The organism is Haemophilus influenzae (assembly GCF_900475755.1).
Lineage (GTDB): Bacteria > Pseudomonadota > Gammaproteobacteria > Enterobacterales > Pasteurellaceae > Haemophilus > Haemophilus influenzae_D.
This window is the reverse complement of the sequence record NZ_LS483411.1, coordinates 532,730-555,980: the sequence shown is the minus strand read 5'-3', so window position 1 is coordinate 555,980 and position 23,251 is coordinate 532,730. Positions and strand designations below refer to the sequence as shown.

Here is a 23,251-nt window from a genome sequence, read left to right as displayed (position 1 = left end):
TGACCGCACTTTGGACGTTTAAAAATTTCTTTTGATAGCCGCACGCTAATGTAGAAAATAAAGCCTAAGCATTATACAGAGGTTTTTGTGTGATTGGTAACTTTATTTCATTTAACCGACTTGGTATCATAGGATAACTTTTATCCACTATAAGGAAAATTCTATGATTATTAGCAGCTTAACCAGCCCAAATTTTAAAGTTGGTTTACCAAAAGCGATTGCTGAAGTATGTGATTATTTGAATACGTTAGATTTGAATGCGTTAGAAAATGGTCGCCATGATATTAACGATCAAATTTATATGAACGTAATGGAACCAGAAACAGCAGAACCAAGCAGTAAAAAAGCAGAGTTACATCATGAATACTTAGATGTTCAGGTGTTAATCCGCGGTATGGAAAATATAGAAGTTGGCGCTAATTATCCTGATTTGTCTAAATATGAATCTTATAACGAAGCGGATGATTATCAACTTTGTGCAGATATTGATGATAAATTCACCGTTACAATGAAACCAAAAATGTTCGCTGTATTCTATCCTTACGAACCGCATAAACCTTGCTGTGTAGTGAATGGAAAAACAGAAAAAATTAAAAAATTGGTCGTGAAAGTGCCTGTTAAATTAATTTAATTTTTATTTGCAGTATTTCAAAAACAATTAATCCCACTCAAAAGAGTGGGATTAATTGTTTTATATGCGCCAGAAATTTAGTTTATGCAGGAACGCGTTCTGTTACGAGCATTTGTAGTTTTCGTAAAATAACATTTAATACTACGCCATAGGCTGGTACGAATAATATAATGCCGACAAATAGCTTAAACAGGTAATCTACAAAGCCGAGTTGTGCCCAGTGTTCAGCCATGAACGGATCTGCACTTTGATAGAAGGCTACACTGAAGAAAACAAAGGTATCTGCCATTGAGCCGAATGTCATTGAGCTAGTTGGTGCCACCCACCATGTTTTTAACTGGCGTAAGCGGTTAAATACGATCACATCAAGCAATTGTCCTACCACGTAAGCGGCAAAGCTCGCAATAGCAATACGGAATACAAATAGATCAAAATGCGTTAATGATTCAAAACCTTGGAATTTGCTTTCAGAGAATAAAACCGATATGACGTAACTTACAATCAATGCAGGAAACATTACCACGAAGATGATTTTTCTCGCATCTTCCGCACCGAAAATACGCACAGTTAAATCAGTAGCTAAAAAGATAAATGGGAATGTGAGCGTTCCCCAAGTGCTGTGGAAGGAAAAATCGTTTGCTGCACCAAGTGCGGTCAATTTTAGCGTAATTTCAAAAGGGATTTGAACAAAGTAATTGCTTGCGGCAATGATGAATATGTGGAAAAAGCTGAGCCAGATGATTGCACGACGTTTTTGTTGATCATTAAAGATCGGAGAGTTTAATTTCATATTGTACCTTTTTAGTTTAAATAAATCGGGGTTAGGGAACCCGAGGTTGAATATAGGGGGCTAGATGATACGCATATTTCTAATAATTGCAAGGGGTGATTGCATTTGAGTTTTATATTTTATGAAAATTGACGAATGATTTTACAGACTTTATTCTATTTGCGTTTTTCATCAAATTTAAAAGGAGAAAAAATGGAGTTACACAATATTCGTGATGAATATACTAAACGCGTGCTTTCACAAAATGATTGCTATGAGAATCCAATTTCGCAATTTGAACAGTGGCAGAAAGAGGCTATTCATGCGCAAGTTAATGAACCTACCGCAATGAATATTGCGACTGTTGATGAACAAGGTCGCCCAAATAGCCGAATGGTTTTGCTAAAAGAAGTCACTAAACAAGGTTTTGTCTTTTTTACCAATTATCTTAGCCGAAAAGGCAGCTGTATTGAGCGTAATCCTTATGTCGCGCTGACTTTCTTTTGGCCTGAATTGGAACGCCAAGTGAGAATTGAAGGTAAGGCGGTTAAAATTTCAGCAGAACAATCCGATAAATATTTTGCTACCCGACCTTACACCAGTCGTATAGGTGCTTGGGCAAGTGAACAAAGTGCGGTGATTTCTAATTATAAATCTTTACTAGCAAAAGCCGCATTGGTTGTTGCTAAACATCCGTTAAACGTGCCTCGACCAGATTATTGGGGCGGCTATTTAGTCGTGCCAGAAACCGTGGAATTTTGGCAAGGGCGACCAAGCCGTTTACATGATCGCATTCGTTATCGTAAAGAAAGCGATAATTGGATTAGAGAAAGACTTTCGCCTTAGTAAATTGAGCATAAAAATAACCGCACTTTAGTTGTATCCCCAAAGTGCGGTTAATTTTTTTACAAATTTTCGTGCTAAAGTTGTTTATTAATGCGTGCTAGTACTTGTCGTTGTACGATTTGCACGTTTACGATCGTTTTCCGTTAAAAGTTTTTTACGGATACGAATCGATTCAGGTGTCACTTCCACTAATTCATCGTCATCGATAAATTCAATGGCTTGTTCAAGACTGAATTTTACAGGTGTAGTCAGCACAATCGCATCGTCTTTACCTGAAGCACGCATATTCGTCAGTTTTTTACCTTGCAAGCAGTTCACGGTTAAGTCATTTGAACGGCTATGAATACCGATAATTTGGCCTTCATAAACTTCTACGTTTGCATCAATCATTAACTTACCACGTTCTTGTAAGCCAAATAATGCGTAGCCAAGTGCTTTACCTGTTGCATTAGAAATTAATACGCCGTTTTTACGTTGGCCAATATCTCCACCTTTAATTTCATCATAGTGGCTAAAACTTGAGTAAAGTAAGCCTGTGCCAGAAGTCATGGTCATAAAGTCCCCACGGAAGCCAATTAATCCGCGGCTAGGAATGATATATTCTAAGCGAACGCGGCCTTTACCGTCAGGCAACATGTCTCGAACTTCACCTTTACGGATACCCAATGCTTCCATTACAGAACCTTGATGCTGTTCTTCCACATCAATAGTTACTTGTTCGTATGGTTCTTGTTTTTTACCGTCAATATCACGATAAATTACTTTTGGACGAGAAACGGCAAGTTCATAACCTTCACGACGCATATTTTCAATTAATACAGAAAGGTGTAATTCGCCACGACCAGAAACACGGAATTCATCTGGGTTTGGGGTTTCTTCTACACGTAACGCCACGTTGTGAACCAATTCTTTATTTAAGCGTTCAAGAATTTGACGCGATGTAACGTATTTTCCTTCTTGCCCTGCAAACGGAGAGGTATTTACACAGAAGAACATGGTGACTGTTGGTTCATCAACCGTTAATGATGGAAGTGCTTCAACTGCGTTAATATCACAAATCGTATCTGAAATGTTTAATTCTCCTAAACCCGTGATTGCCACGATATCGCCTGCGTAAGCAACGTCTTCTTCATAACGTTGTAAACCAAGATGACCAAGTACTTGACCGATACGACCTTGACGAGTTTTTCCTTCACTATTGATGATAGTAACTGGTTGGTTTGGTTTAATCGAACCACGCTTAATGCGACCAATACCAATAACACCTACATAGTTGTTGTAGTCTAATTGTGAAATTTGCATTTGGAATGGCGCATCAAGTTCTACTTTGGGCGGTTCTACATATTTCACAATGGCTTCAAATAATGGCGTCATATCTTCCGCTAAATCTTCGTGTTCAAGACCTGCAACACCATTTAATGCTGAAGCATAGATAATTGGGAAGTCTAATTGTTCATCGCTTGCACCAAGATTGACAAATAAGTCAAATACTTGATCCACAACCCAGTCTGGACGTGCACCAGGGCGATCAACTTTATTAATTACGACGATTGGTTTTAAGCCGTGAGCGAATGCTTTTTGTGTCACGAAACGGGTTTGTGGCATTGGGCCATCAAACGCATCAACAACTAATAGAACAGAATCCACCATAGAAAGTACACGTTCAACTTCGCCACCGAAGTCTGCGTGCCCTGGAGTATCCACGATGTTAATGCGGTAGTCATTCCAGTTAATCGCAGTATTTTTTGCAAGAATGGTAATGCCACGTTCTTTTTCAAGATCGTTTGAGTCCATAATGCGTTCATCTACATCGCCACGAGCAGATTCAAAAGTACCAGATTGTTGAAGAAGTTTATCTACAAGAGTGGTTTTACCATGGTCTACGTGCGCAATAATGGCGATGTTACGGAGTTTTTTAATATCAATTTCGTTTTTCATTGTTTAATGCTTTAATTGGATAAGATGCAATTTTTATTGCATTGTTACATAAAAAATGGCGCAATGAATTGCACCCTACATTTCTACATTTGTCGAAAAGGCAAAAATTATACATGTATTTTTCTTTTTCTGCTATGGCTAGAATAAGAAAAATAAATTTCATGAAAAAATAGCATGGCTACGTTATAATGTGCGCTTATCTTAATAAGACTAACCATAGAGGATTTTCTAATGCCAAACGCAAATGCAATCGCCAATGTATTTAAGCTAATTGAAGAAAATAATGTGAAATTTGTACTTCTTCGATTTACCGATATTAAAGGTAAAGAACATGGTGTTTCTATCCCAGTTAGCCTTGTTGATGAAGATATGTTTGAAGACGGCAAGATGTTTGATGGTTCCTCTGTAGAAGGATGGAAGACTATTAATAAAGCCGATATGTTGCTTATGCCAATGGCTGAAACTGCAGTTGTCGATCCATTCGCGCAAATCCCAACGCTTTCTATTCGTTGTAGTGTTTATGAACCAACGACAATGCAAAGCTATGATCGCGATCCGCGCTCTATTGCAATTCGTGCAGAAAATTATATGCGTTCAACAGGTATTGCGGATCAAGCTTTTTTCGGCCCAGAGCCTGAATTCTTCTTATTTGATGATGTGCGTTTTAATGTATCAATGAACAAAGCATCTTTTTCTATTGATGATATAGAAGCTGCTTGGAACACGAATAAAAAATATGAAGAAGGCAATAATGCTTATCGCCCATTAAAAAAAGGCGGATATTGTGCCGTTGCACCGATTGATAGTGCGCACGATATTCGTTCTGAAATGTGCTTGATTTTAGAAGAAATGGGATTAGTCATTGAAGCCCATCATCATGAAGTGGCGACTGCAGGGCAAAACGAAATTGCGACTAAATTTAATACGCTAACTTTAAAAGCGGATGAAACTCAAATTTATAAACATGTCGTACAAAACGTTGCATTAGAGCACGGTAAAACGGCGTGTTTTATGCCCAAACCAATTACTGGAGATAATGGTTCGGGTATGCACTGTAATATGTCGTTAAGTAAAGATGGCAAAAATATTTTCCAAGGCGATAAATATGCAGGTCTTTCTGAAACCGCACTTTATTACATCGGCGGTATCATTAAGCACGCTAAAGCATTAAATGCGTTCACTAACCCAAGCACTAATTCATATAAACGTTTGGTACCTGGTTATGAAGCGCCAGTATTGCTGGCTTATTCCGCAAGCAACCGTTCTGCCTCAATTCGTATTCCTGCTGTAACCAATCCGAAAGCGATTCGAATAGAAGCGCGTTTCCCTGATCCTTTAGCAAACCCATATCTTGCATTCGCTGCATTATTGATGGCAGGCCTTGATGGCGTGGTAAATAAAATCCACCCAGGCGATGCAATGGATAAAAATCTTTACGATCTTCCACCAGAAGAATTAAAAGATATTCCAGCGGTTGCAAGCTCTTTAGAAGAAGCATTGAATTCATTAGAAAAAGACTATGAATTTTTAACTCAAGGTGGCGTATTTGCTAAAGATTTTATTGATGCGTTTATCAGTATCAAACGTAAAGAAGTGGAACGTTTAAATATGGCACCACATCCAGTTGAGTTTGAAATGTATTATGCGTAATGTCATTGACGTAATCATTTTTAAAAGTGCGGTAGAATTTACCGCACTTTTCGTTTGAAATTGTTTATAACGAGACTCGGGTAAAAATGTCGAATACAAATAGAACAATTCTAGTCACTGGTGGAGCGGGGTTTATTGGTTCTGCGCTTGTCCGTTATCTTCTTGAAAAGACACATAATAAGATCGTAAATGTTGATAAGCTGACTTATGCAGGAAATTTAGCCTCACTTAAAACCGTAGAAAACCATCCACGTTATGCTTTTGTACAAGCAGATATTTGTGATACTAAAGCGTTGTCTTATATTTTTGCACAATACCAACCTGATGCTGTTATCCATCTTGCTGCTGAAAGTCACGTTGATCGTTCTATAAATGCGTCTTCGGAGTTTATACAAACTAACATTGTAGGAACTTATAGGCTACTTGAATCAACTCTAGATTACTGGCATCGTTTAGATAATCAAAAAAAATCCAGCTTCCGATTCTTACATATTTCCACCGATGAAGTTTATGGCGATTTAAAAAGTAATGAGGGTTTATTTACTGAAACATCAGCTTATAAACCTAGCAGCCCTTATTCTGCTTCAAAGGCGGCAAGCGATCATCTTGTGCAGGCTTGGTATAGAACATATGGGTTACCGACAATTATTACACATAGTTCAAATAATTATGGCCCGTATCAGTACCCTGAAAAATTAATTCCATTGATGATTTTAAATGCGATAGAGGGAAAAACACTGCCTATTTATGGCGATGGTTTACAAATTAGAGATTGGTTATTTGTTGAAGATCATATTGATGCACTATATAACGTTTTGATGAAAGGAAATATTGGGGAAACCTATAATATTGGCGGAAATAATGAAAAGTCCAACATTGATGTAGTGCGTTCTATTTGTTCTTTGCTGGAAGAATTTTTACCTAATAAGCCAAAATATATTGATAAATATGAAGATTTAATTTGTTATGTGCAAGATAGACCAGGTCACGATCTTCGTTATGCACTTGATACAAGTAAAATCAATCATAAACTAGGCTGGATACCTAAAGAAACTTTTGAATCGGGATTAAGAAAAACGGTAATTTGGTATTTAAATCATCAAGAATGGTGTCAAAAAGTGAGTGAATAAGGTCAAATAATTAACTATTAGAAATAAAGCTGGTATAGTTTCTAAATTTATTTTGTTTATACATGGGGGAATAAATATGCAAATTACACTTTCAAATAACTTAGCGAATGATGCTTGGGGAAAAAATGCTATTTTGAGCTTTGTCTCTAATAAAGCAACAATTCATTTAAAAAATAATGAAAAAACTGACCGCACTTTAGTTCAACAAGCTGCTCGTAAATTGCGTGGGCAGGGAATTAAAGATGTGGAATTGCTCGGTGAAGAATGGGATTTAGAATTTTGCTGGGCGTTTTATCAAGGTTTTTATACCGCAAAACAAGATTACGGGATTGAGTTTCCGCATTTAGATGATGAACCGCAAGATGAATTATTAGCGCGTATTGAATGTGGCGATTTTGTACGTGGGATTATTAATGAGCCAGCACAAAGCCTAACACCAGTAAAATTAGCAGAACGTGCGGCTGAATTTATTTTAAACCAAGCTGATATTTATAATGAAAAAAGTGCGGTAAGTTTTAAGATTATTTCTGGAGAGGAACTTGAGCAACAAGGTTATCACGGAATTTGGACTGTGGGTAAAGGCTCTGCCAACTTGCCAGCTATGTTGCAACTTGATTTCAATCCAACACAAGATCCGAATGCGCCAGTGTTAGCTTGTTTAGTTGGTAAGGGGATTACTTTTGACAGTGGCGGCTACAGTATCAAACCAAGTGATGGAATGAGCACAATGCGAACCGATATGGGTGGGGCAGCATTATTAACGGGGGCATTAGGTTTCGCTATCGCTCGCGGATTAAATCAACGCGTTAAACTGTATTTATGTTGTGCAGAAAATTTGGTAAGCAATAATGCCTTTAAACTAGGCGATATTATTACTTATAAAAATGGCGTGACAGCAGAAGTGCTGAATACTGACGCTGAAGGGCGTTTGGTGTTGGCTGATGGATTGATTGAAGCGGACAGCCAAAATCCAGATTTTATTATTGATTGTGCAACTTTAACTGGCGCAGCAAAAATGGCAGTAGGAAATGACTATCATTCGGTATTATCTATGGATGATGATCTCGTGAAGAATCTTTTCCAATCAGCACAAGAAGAAAATGAACCTTTCTGGCGTTTACCATTTGAAGATTTTCATCGCTCACAAATTAATTCATCTTTTGCAGATATTGCTAATATTGGTTCTGTTCCAGTTGGGGCGGGGGCAAGTACAGCAACGGCATTTTTATCGTATTTTGTAAAAAATTATCAACAAAATTGGTTGCATATTGATTGTTCCGCAACTTATCGTAAATCTGGTAGTGATTTATGGGCTGTTGGGGCAACAGGGATTGGTGTGCAAACTTTAGCAAATTTAATGTTATCAAAATCATTGAAGTAAGGAGATATGATGACAGAAAGAACTTTTTCGATTATTAAACCTGATGCGGTAAAGCGTAATCTTATTGGAGCAATCTTAACTCGTTTTGAGCAAAATGGCTTTAAAATCATAGCCTCTAAAATGGTACGCCTAACTCGTGAGCAGGCTGAAGGCTTTTATGCAGAGCATCAAGGCAAAGAATTTTTTGCTCCTTTAGTTGAATATATGATGTCTTCGCCGATAGTGGTTTCTGTTCTTGAAAAAGAAAATGCAGTGAAAGATTACCGCACTTTGATTGGTACAACGAATCCAGAAACTGCCGCAGAAGGGACAATTCGTAAAGAGTTTGCATTGAGTCAGCGTGAGAATTCGGTTCACGGATCAGATAGTATAGAAAATGCAAATCGTGAAATTGCTTATTTCTTTACTGATTGTGAAATTTTTGAGCGTTAATTGATAGCAAAAAGCACCTAAAAGTTTTAGGTGCTTTTAAAGTTTTAATGCTTACAAAATTAGACTTTCTTAAGGTTTATAGATGAACTCAATTCCTTCATCATCTTCTTCAGTCCAATCATCATCCCAATCTTCGTCATCATCTTCTTCAGTCCAATCGTCATCCCAATCTTCGTCATCATCAAATTGATACCCCGTTAGTTGTTCCTGATGATAATCTTCCCATTTGAATTTTACTTCTTCAGGTGCAACTTGTTGTGTTTCAGCTTCGCGTGGATTTGCTATGATAAAGTCCATAATATCACGACAAAGTGGTGGAACATTTTTCCCTGTTGCAGCTGAAATCAGGTAATAGTCTTCTTCCCAACCTAATTGTTCAGTGATTTCTCGAACCCGCTCTTCAGCTTCTTCATCGCTCATCGTATCAATTTTATTGAATACTAACCAGCGTGGCTTTTCTGATAATTTTTCACTGTATTGGAAAAGTTCAGATTCAATAATAGCAACATTATCTGCTGGATTAGAGCCATCAATTGGCGCTATATCGACTAAATGAATAAGCACTCTACAACGTTCTAGATGTTTTAAAAAACGAATTCCTAACCCAGCACCATCTGCTGCGCCCTCAATTAATCCTGGAATATCGGCGACGACGAAACTGTGTGAGTCATCCACTTTCACAACACCTAGACTTGGTACTAAGGTAGTAAATGGATAATCTGCAACTTTTGGTTTGGCTGCTGAAACGGCACGAATAAAAGTGGATTTACCAGCATTAGGTAAACCGAGCATTCCCACATCAGCAAGTAGCATTAATTCCAATAATAAATCGCGTTTTTCGCCCGGTGTTCCCATTGTTTTTTGACGCGGTGCACGGTTTACCGATGATTTGAAACGGGTATTCCCTAACCCGTGATAACCGCCTTTAGCTACCAACATTTTTTGACCGTGTTGGGTTAAATCTCCCAAGGTTTCTTTGGTGTCATTATCAATAGCGCGAGTTCCTACGGGAACAGGTAAAATAATATCTTTACCGCGACGTCCTGTACAATCTGAACTCCGTCCATTCTCTCCACGCTCTGCGGCAAAGCGTTTATTAAAGCGATAATCGATTAAGGTATTGAGGTTTTCATCGGCTTGTAAATAGACATCGCCACCATCGCCACCGTCGCCACCATCAGGGCCGCCTTTCGGAATAAATTTCTCTCGACGGAAACTTACGCAACCGTTACCACCATCCCCAGCCTCAATTCGAATAAGGGATTCATCAATAAATTTCATTAAAACTTCTCCAAAATAAACCGCACTTTAATGAGTTTTATGCGGTAATAATTTATGTCCAATCGCGGATAAAATTGCCCCGCATACTACAACAAATGCGCCAATATAGCTAATATTATTCAATTCTGGGGCTGCAAAATCTGATGGGCTAAAATAATGGGCAATATGGGAAAATAGGATTGTGAAAAGAGGTACAAGTGTGATAACAACACTGACTTTTGATACATCCCAACGATTAAGTGCTTCCGCATAAGAGCCGTATCCAATTAAGGTATTTAAACAGCAGTAAATAAAACAAATCAGAGCTAAAGGTGTGAGTTCTTGCACTTGCGAGAATTCAGCCATCGGCATAAAGACTATGGCACAACCTAAATACATCATTAGCAAGATTTGTTGTGAATTAAATTTACGTAACATTAATTTTTGCGCCATTCCATAAGCGACCCAAATAAGAGCGCCCCCTACACTTAAAATGACACCTATTGAATACTGATTTAGTCCAGAAAATACAGCAAAACGATCATTAAAGAATAAGCCTAAACCAATTAATAATAAGAAAAGTCCGATCTTTTGGTGCAGCCCTAATTTTTCTTTGAAAATTAGTACACCACAGATGAGCATTCCAAAAGATGATAAATGAATAAAAATTTGTGCAACTGACGGTTCAATGTAATTCAGCGAGCTACTAAATAATAGAAAATTGCCGGTAAGACCAATTACTCCAATAAGCATAATCCACGCATATTGGCGAACTTTCATTAATTCAGGTAATTGTTTTTTATAAGCAAGTAAAGCCAATAATGAAACTGCAGCAATAATGAAACGATACCATACGATAGTTTGCGCATTCATTACAGACAAAACTTGTTTCAAGGCAATAGGCAATGATCCCCAAGCCATTGCAGCAATAAGTGCAAAGGTAAAGCCTAGTAAAGGTTGTTGTTTCATTGCGTTCTCACTTATGTGAAATTAAGAAAGACAAAACGCCCCACAAAATTGTAGGGCGTTTCAATGGAATAGATTTTAAATTATTCAGTAACAATACTTACGTATTTACGGCTTTTCTCGCCTTTTACTTCAAATTTAACTTTGCCATCTGCGGTTGCAAATAAGGTGTGATCTCTTCCCATTCCTACGTTGTTACCTGCGTGGAATTTAGTACCACGTTGGCGAACAATAATACTACCTGCTAATACAGATTCGCCACCGAAACGTTTAACACCAAGGCGTTTAGCTTCAGAATCGCGACCGTTACGAGTTGAACCACCAGCTTTTTTAGTTGCCATCTACTTGATCTCCTCTGAAATTATGCTTGAATCCCAGTGATTTTCACTTCTGTGAACCACTGACGATGACCTTGTTGTTTACGGCTGTGTTTGCGACGACGGAATTTAACGATTTTAACTTTCTCGCCACGACCTTGTACAACAACTTCAGCCACTACTTTTGCACCAGCAACTACTGGTGCACCAATTTTAACATCTTCACCATTAACGACCATCAACACAGAATCGAACTCAACTGTTTCGCCAGTTGCAAGTTCAAGTTTTTCTAAACGAACAACTTGACCTTCGCTCACACGGTGTTGTTTACCGCCACTTTGGAAAACTGCGTACATAAATACTCCGCTTAATTGTGTTTCTCTGCTCTTTAGCAGTCCACACTTAAAAATTCATATAAAATAGGTGGCAAATTCTACGGAAAAATCCTACCTATGGCAAGAATTTATTTACAATAAAATAAAAAAATTCCCTTCATTTGCGGATTGATTTCAGAAAGTCTGAAAATTCGGGTAAAATGCACCGCACTTTTGACTAATAATTGATGAAAAAATGAAGAAACAAGATCTTATGAGCATAGACGCGATCCAGAAACTTGCAGATCCCGATATGCAAAAAGTTAATCAAAATATTCTTGCTCAGCTTAATTCAGATGTTCCATTAATAGGACAGTTAGGTTTTTATATTGTTCAAGGTGGCGGTAAGCGGATACGCCCGTTGATCGCAGTGCTTGCAGCTCAATCTTTAGGGTTCGAAGGATCTAATTCAATTACTTGTGCTACTTTTGTTGAATTTATTCATACCGCTTCTTTATTACACGATGATGTAGTAGATGAATCTGATATGCGTCGTGGGCGTGCTACGGCGAATGCTGAATTTGGCAATGCGGCGAGTGTGTTGGTAGGCGATTTTATTTATACGCGTGCATTTCAATTAGTTGCACAATTAGAATCATTGAAAATTTTAAGTATTATGGCGGATGCGACTAACGTTTTAGCGGAAGGCGAAGTTCAGCAGCTAATGAATGTTAATGATCCTGAAACGAGCGAAACTAATTATATGCGTGTAATTTATAGTAAAACTGCGCGTTTGTTTGAAGTGGCTGGTCAAGCTGCGGCAATTGTCGCCGGTGGAACAGAACCTCAAGAAAAGGCTTTACAAAATTATGGGCGTTATCTTGGCACTGCATTCCAACTCGTGGATGATGTATTGGATTATAGTGCAAATGCACAAGCTCTGGGTAAAAATGTAGGCGATGATTTAGCTGAAGGAAAACCAACCCTTCCTCTGCTACATGCTATGCGTCATGGTAATGCTCAACAGGCAGCTTTAATTCGCGAAGCGATTGAGCAAGGCGGTAAACGTGAAGCTATTGATGAAGTATTAGCTATTATGGCTGAGCATAAGTCTTTAGATTATGCGATGAATCGTGCAAAAGAAGAGGCTCAAAAAGCAGTGGATGCAATCGAAATTTTGCCAGAAAGTGAATATAAACAAGCGTTAATTTCATTGGCATATTTGTCTGTGGATAGAAATTATTAGTCCATAATTTAGCTTATATACTTGATACCCATTAATTTTAATTAAACTTTATGAATACAGAACTTCAACCTAAACTAGAAAAAAGTGCGGTCAATTTTCAAACTAAACCGCGAAAACAAAAAATCCGTAAGGATCCTAACGCACCTTTTATTCGTGAAAAACTTGAGTTGCCAGATGGACACAATAAGCTCCTTTTGCATTCTTGTTGTGCGCCTTGCTCTGGCGAAGTGATGGAAGCAATTCTTGCATCAGGCATTGAATTTACGATTTATTTTTATAATCCAAACATTCATCCACTCAAAGAATATTTAATTCGTAAAGAAGAAAATATCCGTTTTGCAAAAAAATTTGGTATTCCATTTATTGATGCCGATTACGATCGCCAAAATTGGTTTGATCGTGCTAAGGGTATGGAATGGGAGCCTGAAAGAGGCATTCGCTGCACAATGTGTTTTGATATGCGTTTTGAAAAAACGGCTGAATATGCACATAAACACGGCTTCCCTGTATTTACTAGTTGTCTTGGTATTTCTCGCTGGAAAGATATGAATCAAATCAATGGCTGTGGGCATCGTGCGGCGGAAAAATATGATGATGTTGTTTATTGGGATTATAACTGGCGCAAGGAAGGTGGTTCACAGCGTATGATTGAGATTAGTAAGCGTGAACGATTCTATCAACAAGAATATTGCGGTTGTGTGTATTCTTTACGTGATAGTAATAAATGGCGAGAAGATACGGGTCGTCAAAAAATTGAAATCGGAAAATTATATTATAGTGCTGATTAAAAATAGAAAAATAAAGGTGCTGTTTCACAGAATTTGCTGAACAGCACCTTTTATTTAACTATTTTATCACTTCATCTTGATCATAATGATTAATTTTTAAACGTTGAAAATAATCTTTTGTTTCTTCAACGATCACTTTTCGCAATCCAATAAGCGCGATAAGATTTGGGAAAGCCATCAAACCATTTACAATATCGGCGATAATCCAGATTAAATTTAAGTGTAAGAATGCCCCTAAACCAACCAACATAATATAAGCTAGACGATATAGTTTTACGCCACGAATACCCACAAGATAAACGAAACAACGTTCCCCGTAATAACACCAACCTAAAATAGTTGTAAATGCAAAAAATAATAAACCGACTGTTACAATCGTTGCGCCAATTGATGTGCCTAAACCTTGTGCAAAGGCATAGTTTGTGACGGTAGCACCTGCTAATTCAGGATTGTTCCACGCCCCAGTCAATACCAATACAATCCCCGTCATCGTACAAACAATAATGGTATCCAAGAATGTTCCTGTCATAGAAATTAAACCTTGACGAACAGGCTCGCGAGTTTGTGCCGCTGCGGCTGCAATTGGTGCGCTTCCTAAACCAGATTCATTGGAGAAAATGCCGCGCGCAACGCCTGATTGAATCGCTTTCATCACAGTAAGCCCTACGGCACCGCCTAATGCTGCTTGTGGATCAAAAGCACTATCAATAATCAATAAAATCGCATCTGGTACTTTTTCTATATTCAAAAGGATAATAACCAGTGAAGTTGTGACGTATAAAATCGCCATAAACGGCACAATTACTGATGATGCGATTGCGATACGTTTAACTCCGCCAAGAATGATTAAGCCGACTAAAAGTGTAACAATAATTGCTGTAACTAAAATGGGAATGTTAAAAGTGTCTTGCATTGCGTGAGTAATTGCATTCACTTGTGGGAATGTACCTATTCCGAAAAAGGCCACCATTACACCAAATAATGCAAATAATTTTGCCAGCCATTTAATACCTAGTCCGCGTTCAATGTAATACATCGGGCCGCCAGCCATAAAGCCATTTTTATCACGAACACGATATTTAACTGCGAGTAAACATTCGGCATATTTTGTTGCCATTCCTAACAAAGCAACCAGCCACATCCAAAAAATAGCCCCTGGCCCACCTGCTTGTACCGCAGTTGCAACGCCCACAATATTACCCGTTCCAATTGTTGCTGCTAATGCGGTACAAAGTGCGGCAAAAGAGGAAACATCCCCTTTTCCACCTTTATCTTTTTTGAACAAATAACCTAGTGCGCGTGGTAAGTAGCGAATTTGAATAAAGCCTAAGCGTAACGTTAAATAGAGTCCTGTACCAGATAATAATATAAGTAGCGGTGCGCCCCAAATAAAGCTATCAATAGCTGAAAGAATTGACTCAATTGTCATTGTGATTCCTCGTCGTTTAAATCAAAAATAAACACGACAAGAAGACGAAAAGATACAATGGAAAAGAAAGTGCGGTGAAAAGATAGATAATTTCCACACTTACAATAGATTGTCTTTTGCCCCTGTCCTTTTGCCTGAGCGTTTGAAAAACGATTAAAAAATTAACCGCTCTTTTGCGCCTTCGGCGTCCATTTCTAAAATGGATCTCTCCAAGGGTTCGTCCAGTAACAGTCCCTGCCATCGCACCTGAAAGATTTTACATCGTCGGTGTGGGGTCAATTCCCCGCTCTCCAGCTACCTTCATCCGAACTCACTTTTCATTAGATACTGAAAAGTGTGCGAATTCTAACAAAACAGGAAATGAATTTCAAAAAGGAATTTTTATGTAGAAAAATCACTTTATTCAATATCTCCACAAAAACGATAGCCTTCTCCATGTATAGTCATAATGATATTTGGAGTATTTGGATGATCTTCAAAATGTTTTCTGATACGTCGAATTGTGACATCTACGGTACGATCCTGAGGTTTTAACTCTCGTCCCGTCATTTTTTTCAGCAATTCTTCGCGCGTTTGCAATTTTCCTGGATTTTCACAGAAATGTAACATTGCACGGAATTCACTGCGAGGAAGTTTGAATTCTTGTCCTTCTGGTGTAATTAAACTGTGGCTATTTAGGTCTAATTTCCAACCATTAAAACGATAGAATTCTCGACCAAATGTATTTTCTTTTTCTTGATGTGGCATTGTACGATGCAATAGATTACGTGCGCGGATAGTCAGTTCTCTAGGGTTAAAAGGTTTGGTTAAATAATCGTCGGCACCAATTTCCAGACCTAAAATTTTATCCACTTCATTATCTCGACCAGTTAAAAAAATAAGAGGTAAGCTTAATTCTTCACGGAGTTCTCTTGCCAATAATAAGCCGTTTTTACCTGGTAAATTAATATCCATCACAACCAAATTAATATTATGATTTGTCAATATATGATGCATTTCAACACCATTTTCTGCTTCAAATACATCATATCCTTCCGCTTCAAAAATCCCTTTAAGCGTATTTCGAGTGACGATTTCATCTTCAACAACGAGAATTTTTGGAGTAGCCATTTTCCATCCTTATACTTATTTTGGCGTATGCTATCAAAGCTATCATTCTAGCTGTGCAACATTATTGTAACAATAAAAAAGTGCGGTGATTTTTTACCTGATTTTCCTTTTTGTGATCTAAATCATAGTTTTAGGTATTCAACTTTCTTTGTGATAGAATTTCGAACATTTATATTTTTACACTCAATTCTATGAAAAAACTCTTTCTTTTTTTTACGCTGATTTTCACTGCTTTTGCGGCTAATTCAGGTTTATTCGATAAAAAACAAACCTTTTTAAAAGTAGATGATGCTTTTGCTTTTTCTGCTACTTTATCTACAGATAAAAGCCAGTTACAAGCCCATTGGGATATTGCCGATGGCTATTATTTGTATCAAGATAAAATTAGTGCTGAGTTAGTCGGTAAATCAAATCCTCTCTCTTTGCATACACAACAGGCAGCGGAATTACATCAAGATCCTTATTTTGGCGAAGTAAAAGTTTTTACTCACTCAATTGATGGCATATTTAGCGGAGCATTTAATAATGCTGATGATAAGGTTGAAATTACTTATCAAGGGTGTACCGAAGGTTTTTGCTATCCGCCTGAAACTAAAGTATTACGAATTGGCGATTTAGCACTTTCTCAAGAGCAAATTGTCGAAAAAACAGTTGAAAAAAATACCGCACTTTTATCTGAACAAGATCGTTTAGCTGATGGTTTATTCCATAGTAAATGGGCAATTTTCGGTTTCTTTTTATTGGGATTGGGACTGGCTTTTACGCCTTGCGTATTGCCAATGTTACCGTTGCTTTCTGCTATTGTTATCGGTCAGCAACAACGTCCAAATATGATGCGTGCGTTTAGTTTAGCTTTTCTTTACGTTCAAGGTATGGCACTGACTTACACTTTGTTAGGGCTTGCAGTGGCAGCCATCGGTTTGCCGTTCCAAATTGCTTTGCAACATCCTTATGTGATGATCGGGCTTTCTATTTTATTTGTTGCTCTTGCCCTTTCAATGTTTGGCTTATTTACTATTCAATTACCAAATAGCTTACAAAATAAACTCAATACATGGAGCCAAAAACAAACCTCAGGTGCTTTTGGCGGTGCCTTTGCGATGGGAATGATTGCTGGGCTGGTGGCATCGCCTTGTACATCTGCGCCACTTTCTGGTGCTTTACTTTATGTGGCACAAAGTGGCGATTTATTCACAGGTGCAGCAACCCTTTATTTACTTGCACTGGGTATGGGCGTGCCGCTAATGTTAATCACATTGTTTGGTAATAAAATTTTGCCAAAATCAGGCGAATGGATGAATACCGTAAAACAAACATTCGGCTTTGTTATGTTGGCGTTACCTGTATTTTTACTTTCTCGTATTTTGCCTGAAGTATGGGAGCCACGCTTATGGGCTGGATTAGCGACAGCATTCTTTATTTGGTTTTCGTTGCAGATGTCTAAGAACGGTTTTGGCTATGCCATTAAAATTATTAGTTTTGCGTTGGCTATGGTTACTGTACAACCCCTGCAAAATTGGATTTGGCAAACCCAAACTGCAACACAAAGTGCGGTAGAAAATAAGTCTGTTTCTCAAGTTAAATTTAAGCAGATTAAAAATATTGAAGAACTTGACCGCACTTTAGCGGAAAATCCACATTCGATCGCGATGTTGGACTTATACGCGGATTGGTGTGTGGCTTGTAAAGAATTTGAAAAGCTGACTTTTGCAGATCCAAAAGTGCAACAGCAATTTCAAAATATCTTATTGTTACAAGTGAATATGACAAAGAATAGCCCAGAAAATAAAGCATTAATGGAACGCTTTAAGGTAATGGGATTGCCTACGATTTTATTTTTTGATCAGCAAAATAATGAAATTAAAGGAAGTAGAGTAACGGGCTTTATGGATGCTGATGCTTTTTCTAATTGGATTGAAAAGCTACTTTAGTTATTTTTTACTTTTGGTAAAAAGTATTTTTCAATTTTAATTATTGTTTGACTATCCGTTAAAGATTAATATGACGCCGTTTTAATTCATCTTTAAACAAAAGGAAAGCAAAATGAACAATCTTGAAAAATATCGCCCGTATTTCTTGGCATTTTTACGTATCGTTGTCGCTTATATGTTTATTTTACACGGCACGGCAAAATTTTTGGAATTTCCAATTTCTATGACTGGAGGAAATGGTGCAGTAGGCGATCCAATGCTACTAGTGGCAGGCGTAATTGAAATTGTTGGTTCCATTTTATTAATCTTAGGTTTATTTACACGCCAAGCTGCGTTTATTTTGTCAGGGGAAATGGCATATGCCTATTTCTTTATGCACGTAGCAGGAAAAGGAAATCTATTTTTCCCAATTGCAAATGGCGGCGAACTTGCATTACTTTACTCACTTCTCTTTCTATATTTTGTATTTTCTGGCGCAGGTGCTTGTGCTTTAGATAATAAGTTTTTTAAAAAGTAGTTTAGTTGTAGTTTCATAATTTTATCCTTATTTTTGCCCACATTTATGTGGGCTTTTTTATGCCTGAAATTTATCGTATTTTTACCGCACGTTAAGAAATTATATTTAATCTTTTCTATATTTAAGCAAACGTTTGCGTTATAATTCTCATCGCTTATTTTTAACTATTTAATGAAAGGAAAATACAATGACAGATCGTCCAATTCGTCAGGCTTTACTGAGTGTGTATGATAAAACGGGTATTGTAGAGTTTGCTCAAGGTTTAGTTAAACGTGGTGTAAAACTACTTTCAACAGGCGGAACGGCAAAACTTTTAGCACAAAATGGTTTACCTGTAATTGAAGTGTCTGATTACACAGGTTTCCCAGAAATGATGGACGGTCGAGTAAAAACCTTACACCCAAAAGTACATGGCGGTATTCTTGGTCGCCGTGGTACGGACGATGCCATTATGCAACAACATAGTATTGAAGGCATTGATATGGTTGTTGTGAATTTATATCCCTTTGCAGCTACCGTTGCTAAACCAGATTGCACCTTGACTGATGCGGTAGAAAATATCGATATTGGGGGGCCAACAATGGTGCGTTCTGCGGCGAAAAACCATAAAGATGTAGCAATCGTAGTTAATAATAATGATTTTAACGCCATTCTTACAGAAATGGATAAACACCAAAACAGCCTAACTTTTGAAACTCGTTTTGACCTTGCGATTAAAGCATTTGAACATACCGCTCAATATGATTCTATGATTGCCAACTATTTCGGTCAGCTAGTAAAACCTTATCATATTGCAGAGGAAGAAGAGGCGAATGCGAAGTGCGGTCAATTCCCACGAACTTTAAACCTTAACTTCGTGCGTAAACAAACTATGCGTTACGGCGAAAACGCCCATCAAAATGCTGCTTTCTATGTTGATTTGAATGTGAAAGAAGCGAGCGTGGCTACGGCTAATCAACTGCAAGGTAAGGCATTATCTTACAATAATATTGCCGACACCGATGCTGCACTTGAATGCGTGAAAGAATTTGATGAGCCAGCTTGTGTTATCGTTAAACACGCTAATCCGTGTGGTGTGGCGTTAGGTAAGGATATTTTAGATGCTTATCATCGCGCTTACCAAACCGATCCAACCTCTGCATTTGGCGGAATTCTTGCTTTTAACCGTGAATTAGATGAAAAAACAGCAAATGAAATTGTGGAACGCCAATTCGTCGAAGTGATTATTGCACCGAAAGTTTCTGCTGAAGCGCAAGAAGTAATACAACGCAAGAAAAATGTCCGTTTGCTTGAATGTGGAGGATTGACCTCACGTTCTGAACGTTTAGATTTCAAACGTGTAAATGGTGGTTTATTAGTACAAGATGCTGATTTAGGTATGGTTGGTTTGGATGATTTAAAAGTGGTGAGTAAACGTCAGCCAACTGAACAAGAATTAAAAGACTTATTGTTCTGCTGGAAAGTGGCAAAATTTGTGAAATCTAATGCCATTGTTTACGCTAAAGATAATCAAACTGTTGGCATTGGTGCAGGTCAAATGAGCCGCGTATATTCTGCGAAGATTGCAGGTATCAAAGCGCAAGATGAAGGCTTAAAAGTGGCTGGTTGTGTAATGGCATCTGATGCTTTCTTCCCATTCCGTGATGGCATTGATGCAGCGGCGAAAGTGGGCATTCAATGTGTGATCCACCCAGGTGGTTCAATGCGTGATCAAGAAGTCATCGATGCCGCGGATGAACATAATATGGTCATGGTATTAACTGGGATGCGACATTTTAGACATTAATTTATCTAACTCTCCCCCTCTTTCGTAAAGAGGGGATTAAATTCAAAAAGATACTAGGATTATTATGAACATTCTTATCATCGGAAACGGCGGTCGTGAACACGCTCTGGCTTGGAAAGCTGCACAATCTCCACTTGTGGATAAAGTTTTTGTCGCACCAGGTAACGCTGGCACTGCATTGGAACACAAAGTAGAAAACGTGAATATTTCTGCGACAGATATTCCAGCCTTAGTGAAATTTGCTCAAGATAAACAAATTGGATTAACCATTGTTGGCCCTGAAGCTCCGTTAGTAGTTGGTGTTGTTGATACATTTCGCAAGGCAGGATTGAAAATTTTTGGCCCAACTCAAGCAGCGGCACAATTAGAAGGTTCAAAAGCATTTACTAAAGATTTTCTTGCTCGTCATAAAATTCCAACAGCGGAATATCAAAACTTTACCGAAGTCGAACCAGCATTGGCTTACTTGCGTGAGAAAGGCGCACCAATTGTCGTTAAAGCAGATGGTTTAGCTGCGGGTAAAGGCGTAATCGTTGCGATGACCTTGCAAGAGGCGGAAAACGCTGTGCATGATATGCTTTCTGGCAATGCCTTTGGCGAAGCGGGGAGCCAAGTAGTAATTGAAGAGTTTCTAGATGGCGAAGAAGCCAGTTTTATCGTAATGGTAGACGGTAAAAATGTTGAGCCTATGGCGACTAGCCAAGATCATAAACGTGTTGGCGAAAATGATACGGGATTAAATACAGGCGGTATGGGTGCGTATTCGCCTGCACCTGTGGTAACACCCGAAATTCATAGTCGCATTATGCGGGAAGTGATTTATCCGACGGTTAATGGCATGGCGGAAGAAGGCAATGTTTATACTGGCTTCCTGTATGCAGGATTAATGATTATGCCGAATGGTCAGCCGAAAGTGATCGAATTTAACTGTCGTTTTGGCGATCCGGAAACGCAACCAATAATGCTACGTCTCAAATCAGACCTTGTTGAACTCTGTCTTAAAGCCTGTGACGGCAAATTAGATGAAGTAACATCACAGTGGGATCAACAGGCTTCTTTAGGTATCGTATTGGCTGCAGAAGGATACCCAAAAGATTATCGCAAAGGCGATGAAATCAGCGGATTGCCTAAAAGTGCGGTCAAAAACGAGAAAGTTTTCTTAGCGGGTGTCGCAGAACAAGAAGGCAAGCTAGTAACAAACGGCGGTCGTGTACTTTGTGTAACTGCATTAGGCGAAAGCGTATTTGAGGCACAGCAGAAAGCGTTAAAATTGGCTGAGCAAATTCAATGGTCTGGGCGTTTTTATCGTCGAGATATTGGGTATAGGGCTGTTGAACGAGAGTTGCAAAAATAATTCATATCATTATGATGAATTAATTTCATTTAAGTAATGAAAATTTAGGAATGAAATTTTAATTAAGTTTTTATCCATAAACAGTTAAACTATCTGCCATAAATTACATAACAGGAGAACACAATGTTTACAAGAAATATGACTATCGCTGATTACGACCCGGTATTGTGGCAAGCGATCCAAGATGAAAATCGTCGTCAAGAAGAACATATCGAACTCATTGCATCTGAAAACTATGCTAGTCCGCGTGTGATGGAAGCTCAAGGTTCACAATTCACTAATAAATACGCTGAAGGCTATCCAGGTAAACGTTATTACGGTGGTTGTGAGTATGCAGACATTGTGGAGCAGTTAGCCATTGATCGTGCGAAAGAATTATTTGGTGCAGATTACGTGAATGTTCAACCGCACTCTGGTTCACAAGCAAACGCTGCAGTGTATGGTGCGTTGATTAATGCAGGCGATACTATTTTAGGTATGGATTTGGCTCACGGTGGTCACTTAACTCACGGTGCAAAAGTCAGTTTCTCTGGCAAGATTTATAACTCTGTGCTTTATGGAATCACTGCGGATGGCTTAATTGATTATGAAGATGTTCGTCAAAAAGCATTAGAATGTAAACCAAAACTTATCGTTGCTGGTTTCTCGGCTTATTCACAAGTTGTGGATTGGGCGAAAATGCGTGAAATCGCAGATGAAGTGGGTGCGTATTTATTTGTGGATATGGCACACGTTGCAGGTTTAATCGCAGCAGGTTTATACCCAAATCCACTTCCGCACGCACACGTTGTAACCACTACAACCCACAAAACCTTAGGCGGTCCACGTGGTGGTTTAATTCTTTCATCTTGTGGCAATGAAGAAATCTACAAAAAATTACAATCATCTGTATTCCCCGCAAATCAAGGTGGTCCATTAGTTCATATTATTGCGGCAAAAGCAGTTTGCTTTAAAGAAGCATTAGAGCCTCAATATAAAGAATACCAAGCAAATGTAATCAAAAATGCGAAAGCAATGGTTGATGTATTTAAACAACGTGATTATGACGTTGTATCAAATGGTACTGAAAACCACTTGTTCTTAGTAAGTTTCATTAAACAAGGATTAACAGGTAAAGCAGCTGATGCGGCATTAGGCAAAGCAAATATTACCGTGAACAAAAACGCTGTACCAAATGATCCGCAAAAACCATTTGTTACTTCAGGTATCCGTGTAGGCACACCATCTGTGACTCGCCGTGGTTTCAATGAAAATGATGTGCGTGAATTAGCTGGCTGGATGTGTGATGTTTTAGATGCTTTAGGCAAAGAAAATGAAGAACAAGTGATTGCTGAAACTAAAGAAAAAGTATTAGCAATTTGTAAACGTCTTCCAGTTTATCCGAAATGATTTATTTTCTTTCGTTGATTATATGGTTAGCGGCGATTAATATCGCCGCTTATTTTTTATGGGAAAT

21 protein-coding genes and 1 riboswitch are annotated in these 23,251 nt (G+C 38.3%); of the genes, 13 read left to right on the top strand and 8 right to left on the bottom strand.

What is annotated here, in order from left to right; genetic code table 11:
• Positions 1-163: 163 nt before the first annotated feature.
• The gene (gene nanQ, locus DQN24_RS02800) at positions 164-631 is read left to right on the top strand and encodes an N-acetylneuraminate anomerase (RefSeq protein WP_021034404.1); all 468 of its coding nucleotides are present in this window, start codon (positions 164-166) and stop codon (positions 629-631) included.
• Between the two features lie 82 nt (positions 632-713).
• Here nanQ and DQN24_RS02795 read toward each other — a convergent pair whose 3' ends face one another.
• Positions 714-1,421, bottom strand: a complete 708-nt coding sequence (locus DQN24_RS02795; protein ID WP_042593693.1) for a 7-cyano-7-deazaguanine/7-aminomethyl-7-deazaguanine transporter — start codon at positions 1,419-1,421, stop codon at positions 714-716.
• Between the two features lie 192 nt (positions 1,422-1,613).
• On the opposite strand from DQN24_RS02795, the gene pdxH reads away from it, so the two are divergent.
• Positions 1,614-2,246 (top strand): pyridoxamine 5'-phosphate oxidase, encoded by a 633-nt coding sequence (gene pdxH, locus DQN24_RS02790; RefSeq protein WP_111695357.1) that lies wholly within the window; start codon positions 1,614-1,616, stop codon positions 2,244-2,246.
• 87 nt (positions 2,247-2,333) lie between these two features.
• On the opposite strand, the gene typA is transcribed toward pdxH, so the two are convergent.
• On the bottom strand, positions 2,334-4,184 hold the full coding sequence (typA, locus tag DQN24_RS02785) for a translational GTPase TypA (protein ID WP_111695356.1): 1,851 nt from the start codon (positions 4,182-4,184) through the stop codon (positions 2,334-2,336).
• A 231-nt stretch (positions 4,185-4,415) separates the two neighbouring features.
• On the opposite strand from typA, the gene glnA reads away from it, so the two are divergent.
• From glnA to ndk, 4 genes are all read left to right on the top strand, one after another.
• Positions 4,416-5,834 carry a glutamate--ammonia ligase gene (glnA, locus tag DQN24_RS02780; protein ID WP_048946862.1) on the top strand — a complete coding sequence of 473 codons (1,419 nt, stop codon included), beginning with the start codon at positions 4,416-4,418 and terminating at the stop codon, positions 5,832-5,834.
• Positions 5,835-5,920: 86 nt separating this feature from the next.
• Positions 5,921-6,964, top strand: a complete 1,044-nt coding sequence (gene rfbB, locus DQN24_RS02775) for a dTDP-glucose 4,6-dehydratase (protein WP_111695355.1) — start codon at positions 5,921-5,923, stop codon at positions 6,962-6,964.
• A gap of 76 nt (positions 6,965-7,040) precedes the next feature.
• Positions 7,041-8,345, top strand: a complete 1,305-nt coding sequence (pepB, locus tag DQN24_RS02770; protein WP_111695354.1) for an aminopeptidase PepB — start codon at positions 7,041-7,043, stop codon at positions 8,343-8,345.
• 9 nt (positions 8,346-8,354) lie between these two features.
• Positions 8,355-8,777 (top strand): nucleoside-diphosphate kinase, encoded by a 423-nt coding sequence (gene ndk, locus DQN24_RS02765; protein ID WP_041174641.1) that lies wholly within the window; start codon positions 8,355-8,357, stop codon positions 8,775-8,777.
• 69 nt (positions 8,778-8,846) lie between these two features.
• On the opposite strand, the gene cgtA is transcribed toward ndk, so the two are convergent.
• The 4 genes from cgtA to rplU form a co-directional block, all read right to left on the bottom strand.
• Positions 8,847-10,058 carry an Obg family GTPase CgtA gene (gene cgtA / locus DQN24_RS02760; RefSeq protein WP_111695353.1) on the bottom strand — a complete coding sequence of 404 codons (1,212 nt, stop codon included), beginning with the start codon at positions 10,056-10,058 and terminating at the stop codon, positions 8,847-8,849.
• A 27-nt stretch (positions 10,059-10,085) separates the two neighbouring features.
• Positions 10,086-11,006, bottom strand: a complete 921-nt coding sequence (locus DQN24_RS02755; RefSeq protein WP_111695352.1) for a DMT family transporter — start codon at positions 11,004-11,006, stop codon at positions 10,086-10,088.
• Positions 11,007-11,086: 80 nt separating this feature from the next.
• Complete coding sequence (rpmA, locus tag DQN24_RS02750; RefSeq protein ID WP_005539872.1) at positions 11,087-11,344, bottom strand: 50S ribosomal protein L27; 258 nt, start codon at positions 11,342-11,344, stop codon at positions 11,087-11,089.
• Between the two features lie 20 nt (positions 11,345-11,364).
• Positions 11,365-11,676, bottom strand: a complete 312-nt coding sequence (rplU, locus tag DQN24_RS02745; RefSeq protein WP_111695351.1) for a 50S ribosomal protein L21 — start codon at positions 11,674-11,676, stop codon at positions 11,365-11,367.
• 214 nt (positions 11,677-11,890) lie between these two features.
• Here rplU and ispB point away from each other — a divergent pair, with 214 nt between their 5' ends.
• Together ispB and DQN24_RS02735 are read left to right on the top strand one after the other, a co-directional pair.
• Complete coding sequence (gene ispB / locus DQN24_RS02740; RefSeq protein WP_111695350.1) at positions 11,891-12,880, top strand: octaprenyl diphosphate synthase; 990 nt, start codon at positions 11,891-11,893, stop codon at positions 12,878-12,880.
• Positions 12,881-12,930: 50 nt separating this feature from the next.
• Positions 12,931-13,668: an epoxyqueuosine reductase QueH gene (locus DQN24_RS02735; RefSeq protein WP_105895794.1), complete on the top strand. Its 738-nt coding sequence runs from the start codon at positions 12,931-12,933 to the stop codon at positions 13,666-13,668.
• Between the two features lie 58 nt (positions 13,669-13,726).
• Here the strand turns inward: DQN24_RS02735 and DQN24_RS02730 are convergent, their stop codons facing one another.
• Both DQN24_RS02730 and arcA read right to left on the bottom strand, forming a co-directional pair.
• Positions 13,727-15,097 (bottom strand): alanine/glycine:cation symporter family protein, encoded by a 1,371-nt coding sequence (locus DQN24_RS02730; RefSeq protein WP_021034413.1) that lies wholly within the window; start codon positions 15,095-15,097, stop codon positions 13,727-13,729.
• Positions 15,098-15,209: 112 nt separating this feature from the next.
• Positions 15,210-15,320: riboswitch (glycine riboswitch) on the bottom strand.
• 176 nt (positions 15,321-15,496) lie between these two features.
• Complete coding sequence (gene arcA / locus DQN24_RS02725) at positions 15,497-16,207, bottom strand: two-component system response regulator ArcA (protein ID WP_005655790.1); 711 nt, start codon at positions 16,205-16,207, stop codon at positions 15,497-15,499.
• 191 nt (positions 16,208-16,398) lie between these two features.
• On the opposite strand from arcA, the gene DQN24_RS02720 reads away from it, so the two are divergent.
• The 5 genes from DQN24_RS02720 to glyA all read left to right on the top strand — a co-directional run bounded on the left by DQN24_RS02720 (position 16,399) and on the right by glyA (position 23,184).
• Complete coding sequence (locus DQN24_RS02720) at positions 16,399-18,138, top strand: protein-disulfide reductase DsbD (protein ID WP_111695349.1); 1,740 nt, start codon at positions 16,399-16,401, stop codon at positions 18,136-18,138.
• Between the two features lie 112 nt (positions 18,139-18,250).
• The gene (locus DQN24_RS02715) at positions 18,251-18,655 is read left to right on the top strand and encodes a DoxX family protein (protein WP_005655793.1); all 405 of its coding nucleotides are present in this window, start codon (positions 18,251-18,253) and stop codon (positions 18,653-18,655) included.
• Between the two features lie 187 nt (positions 18,656-18,842).
• Entirely contained in the window at positions 18,843-20,441 is a 1,599-nt protein-coding gene (gene purH / locus DQN24_RS02710) for a bifunctional phosphoribosylaminoimidazolecarboxamide formyltransferase/IMP cyclohydrolase (RefSeq protein ID WP_111695348.1), read from the top strand.
• Positions 20,442-20,505: 64 nt separating this feature from the next.
• Positions 20,506-21,795 (top strand): phosphoribosylamine--glycine ligase, encoded by a 1,290-nt coding sequence (gene purD, locus DQN24_RS02705; protein ID WP_021034416.1) that lies wholly within the window; start codon positions 20,506-20,508, stop codon positions 21,793-21,795.
• Between the two features lie 123 nt (positions 21,796-21,918).
• Positions 21,919-23,184, top strand: coding sequence for a serine hydroxymethyltransferase (gene glyA / locus DQN24_RS02700; RefSeq protein ID WP_041175240.1), 1,266 nt, complete (start codon positions 21,919-21,921; stop codon positions 23,182-23,184).
• Positions 23,185-23,251 lie beyond the last annotated feature (67 nt).

What these genes read in the sequence shown, in the direction of transcription:
- rpmA (WP_005539872.1), bottom strand. Translation starts at nt 11,344, where the DNA reads ATGGCAACTAAAAAAGCTGGTGGTTCAACTCGTAACGGTCGCGATTCT.
- DQN24_RS02715 (WP_005655793.1), top strand. Translation starts at nt 18,251, where the DNA reads ATGAACAATCTTGAAAAATATCGCCCGTATTTCTTGGCATTTTTACGT.
- purD (WP_021034416.1), top strand. Translation starts at nt 20,506, where the DNA reads ATGAACATTCTTATCATCGGAAACGGCGGTCGTGAACACGCTCTGGCT.
- DQN24_RS02755 (WP_111695352.1), bottom strand. Translation starts at nt 11,006, where the DNA reads ATGAAACAACAACCTTTACTAGGCTTTACCTTTGCACTTATTGCTGCA.
- rplU (WP_111695351.1), bottom strand. Translation starts at nt 11,676, where the DNA reads ATGTACGCAGTTTTCCAAAGTGGCGGTAAACAACACCGTGTGAGCGAA.
- purH (WP_111695348.1), top strand. Translation starts at nt 18,843, where the DNA reads ATGACAGATCGTCCAATTCGTCAGGCTTTACTGAGTGTGTATGATAAA.
- nanQ (WP_021034404.1), top strand. Translation starts at nt 164, where the DNA reads ATGATTATTAGCAGCTTAACCAGCCCAAATTTTAAAGTTGGTTTACCA.
- typA (WP_111695356.1), bottom strand. Translation starts at nt 4,184, where the DNA reads ATGAAAAACGAAATTGATATTAAAAAACTCCGTAACATCGCCATTATT.
- DQN24_RS02720 (WP_111695349.1), top strand. Translation starts at nt 16,399, where the DNA reads ATGAAAAAACTCTTTCTTTTTTTTACGCTGATTTTCACTGCTTTTGCG.
- DQN24_RS02795 (WP_042593693.1), bottom strand. Translation starts at nt 1,421, where the DNA reads ATGAAATTAAACTCTCCGATCTTTAATGATCAACAAAAACGTCGTGCA.
- arcA (WP_005655790.1), bottom strand. Translation starts at nt 16,207, where the DNA reads ATGGCTACTCCAAAAATTCTCGTTGTTGAAGATGAAATCGTCACTCGA.
- ndk (WP_041174641.1), top strand. Translation starts at nt 8,355, where the DNA reads ATGACAGAAAGAACTTTTTCGATTATTAAACCTGATGCGGTAAAGCGT.
- glyA (WP_041175240.1), top strand. Translation starts at nt 21,919, where the DNA reads ATGTTTACAAGAAATATGACTATCGCTGATTACGACCCGGTATTGTGG.
- glnA (WP_048946862.1), top strand. Translation starts at nt 4,416, where the DNA reads ATGCCAAACGCAAATGCAATCGCCAATGTATTTAAGCTAATTGAAGAA.
- pdxH (WP_111695357.1), top strand. Translation starts at nt 1,614, where the DNA reads ATGGAGTTACACAATATTCGTGATGAATATACTAAACGCGTGCTTTCA.
- rfbB (WP_111695355.1), top strand. Translation starts at nt 5,921, where the DNA reads ATGTCGAATACAAATAGAACAATTCTAGTCACTGGTGGAGCGGGGTTT.
- pepB (WP_111695354.1), top strand. Translation starts at nt 7,041, where the DNA reads ATGCAAATTACACTTTCAAATAACTTAGCGAATGATGCTTGGGGAAAA.
- DQN24_RS02735 (WP_105895794.1), top strand. Translation starts at nt 12,931, where the DNA reads ATGAATACAGAACTTCAACCTAAACTAGAAAAAAGTGCGGTCAATTTT.
- cgtA (WP_111695353.1), bottom strand. Translation starts at nt 10,058, where the DNA reads ATGAAATTTATTGATGAATCCCTTATTCGAATTGAGGCTGGGGATGGT.
- ispB (WP_111695350.1), top strand. Translation starts at nt 11,891, where the DNA reads ATGAAGAAACAAGATCTTATGAGCATAGACGCGATCCAGAAACTTGCA.
- DQN24_RS02730 (WP_021034413.1), bottom strand. Translation starts at nt 15,097, where the DNA reads ATGACAATTGAGTCAATTCTTTCAGCTATTGATAGCTTTATTTGGGGC.